The 2,853-nt window shown below is 58.5% G+C and carries 2 protein-coding genes; both read right to left on the bottom strand.

Annotated features, from left to right (window positions below):
* Window positions 1-1,757: RHS repeat protein (locus tag F1735_RS32910; RefSeq protein ID WP_167241132.1), on the bottom strand; the 1,757-nt coding region annotated here is incomplete at its 3' end.
* On the bottom strand, window positions 1,754-2,710 hold the full coding sequence (locus tag F1735_RS32905) for an RHS repeat protein (protein ID WP_167241130.1): 957 nt from the start codon (window positions 2,708-2,710) through the stop codon (window positions 1,754-1,756). The genes F1735_RS32910 and F1735_RS32905, both read right to left, overlap by 4 nt.
* Window positions 2,711-2,853: the final 143 nt, after the last annotated feature.

The following is a 2,853-nucleotide window of genomic DNA, read 5'->3' as shown; positions in this document are numbered from 1 at the left end:
GGCATCCGCAGATTGAAGGTAAAGGTGCCAACACCGCTCGGATTTTCGTTCGGGGGCGTCAAGCCAAACGGATCACCATTGTCCCAGCGCCAGACAATTTTATTGTCGGGCGTACGTGTAATCATCCGTGGCGTTCCCAAATGATCCGGATGAATATGGAACACGTTGGTCGCCGTGCTTTGCGCAGGTGCGGTGCCCGTGACTGTCTGAGTCAATACCGCCACCGGCAGATTGCCCAAGTATACCGTCTCGCGGGTCGCCTTGCCATTGGTGTAAGTATACTCACCGGCCAGTTGCCCGCGCTCATCATAGACAAACACCCCGCCAGCGTAGCCTTGGAAAACACGCTGGTCGAGCCCATTGAAGAGCTGGTAGATAGTCATCGCACCATTCTGGATGCTATACGGACGACCTCGTCCGCTGTAGGTCACGACGAGTGTCCCATCGCCAGTCAGATTGCCGGCACCGTTATAGGTATTGGTCTTGGCCGGCGCCGGACCTGTCGTGGCGGTCAGCTTGTTACTGGCAGGATCGATAGTGTTGGTGTAGCTGTTCGCACCGAACCCCGCTTTGATGCGATTGCCACTGGCATCGTAGGCGTAAGTCTGGGAAACGCCGTTGCCGCCATAGCTGATCAGGCGATCAAGTTCGTCGTAGCCGAAGGTCTGGTTAAGACTGGCGGGGCTGGGCGCCGTGCCGGTGCCCGTATGCGTATAACCTTTGATGCGGTTGGCGGCATCGTAACTGACCGTACGCACGATACCGTTAGCCGAGGGGCTTCCCAATGTATAGCTGCTGATGCGGCCGTTGAGGTCATAGTTGCGCAGATGCGCGTACTGGCTTGCAGGTACGCTGTTGCCCCACGTCCAACCCGTCGTTCCACCAAACGGCGCATAGGTGATATTGCTCAGCAAAACGATGCTGCTGCCAGTATTTGTGCCGCTACCGCTAGCCTGGACGGGATTGAGCACAATGCTGGTCACCTGCCCCGCATTGTTGTAGCCATAATTGACGCGGTTGCCGCTCGGGTACGTCATGCTTGCCAGCTGGCCGACGGCATTGTAGGCATAGCTTAGCGTATGGGTGGTGTTGTAGACCCCGCCGATCGTATTCTGCGTTTTGGTCGCCAGCCGCCCCAATTCGTCGTAGGTATAGCTGGTATTGCCCGATTCATCCGTCATCCGGCTCAATTTGCCGATCGCGTTAGGGACTGGGGTAGCCCCGCCATCGTATTCAAATGTAGTGCTGACCGTACCGGTGTAGTCGATCCGGGTCAGGCGGTTGAGCGCGTCGTAGCTGTAGGTATTCGTTTTGCCTCGGCCGTCCACACTCGTTTTCAGATTGCCGGCGGCATCATAGGTCGACTTGGTCAGGCCCGTGTCGGGGCTGACCAGCTCGGCTCGATTACCCAGGCCGTCGACCGCATAGCGCGTTTCCAGGTTGCGTGGATCGGTTACTGTCGAAAGTTGGTCGATGCCGTCGTAAGCCAGCTTGATGGTCGGGCGTGCGCCGTTGGTTAGCGGTTGCTGGATCTGCTTTACACGGTCGAGCGGATCGTAGGCCCGGTTGCTTACCCGTCCGAGGGGATCGGTGATCTCCGTCAGGTTGCCGCCCAGGTCGTACTGGTAGCGGGTGGCTTCGGCAGGCACTGTCTGCGCGGTGGCCACAGTGCCGGTGTAAGCGCCCAACAGGGGCGTGTAGGTCATCACAACGATCATTGCGCCGGACGTCAAACGGCTGAGGATACGGCGGGTCATTGTGCTGCTCCGGTTTGGCTCGTCAGACGGCCGGTAATGTCATAGGTGCGGGTAATCTGGCGCGCCAGGTTGCCGTTGGGGTCGCGCACTTCTTCCTTGATCCTGTTGCCGGTCAGGTCGAGGGTATAGGTGATGCTCTCGCCGCGGTTGTTGGCGATGGACGTCAGCCGTTGCGCCACATCGTAGTTGTAGGTCGTGACGCTGTTGTCGGGCAGCGTGACCGTTTTGACCTGACCAGAAGGGGTGTAGTCATAGCTGGTCGTCTGCGTCGAGCTGCCATTCGCTACGGCTTGCGATGCAACCCAGCCGCGCGGCGTATAGCTCAGCGTTGTCGTCACACCGTTCGGTGCGCGGATCGTGCGGACGTGGCCGTGGGCGTCGTAGTCCGAGAACGTTGTCGGTTGGTTGGCGGCGTTCGTCACCTTGATCAGGTCGCCGGAGGACGAATCGTAGTCGTAGGTAGTGCGGTCGACGATGTCCGTACGCGGACCGGTGACGGTTTTCAATTGCCCCACATTGCTGTAAGTGTATGTCCATGTCCGGACGCTGCCCGTGACCGGTGCGCTCAGCCCTAAGGCACCGGTCAGGTCCGTCGTTGCCTGTTCGGTCTTGCTGGTCAAGTTGCCGGATCCATCGTATTTGTACTTCGTAATACGTTTTGGTTCGGCGATGGCTTCAGCCAGGCGGAATTGCGCATGCCATTTGGTCGTCACTTTGCGTGCCGGCAGCGCAAGGGTCTGCGCGGTCAGCAGCGGGGTACAATCGACACCAGCAACGCCTTCAACACGGGTGATTTCAAGGTTACGCACGTTGTTGTAAGCGAAGCAGCTAAAGTTGCTGTTGAAATCCCTGGTCTTTGTGACGTTCCCAATACTGTCATAAGTGCGTTCGGCAATGGTTCCACACTCCACGCACGGCGCATCGATGGTCGTCGGCTTGGCAATGCCCTGCACATATGTTTTCCCGTACGGTAAGCGGTAGCTGAGCGGCGTTGTAGATCAGCCGTTAAATCTGTGCAGGTCCGAGCGTAGCGGATTGTCGGCGCAATGCTGTTTCCACAGTCGCGGTGTCAGCTGCTCGACCTTCGAGGCGGGAT

Source organism: Massilia genomosp. 1 (genome assembly GCF_011682185.1).
GTDB classification, from domain to species: Bacteria; Pseudomonadota; Gammaproteobacteria; order Burkholderiales; family Burkholderiaceae_D; genus Telluria_A; species Telluria_A rubra.
This window is presented reverse-complemented; position numbering and strand designations above follow the sequence as displayed.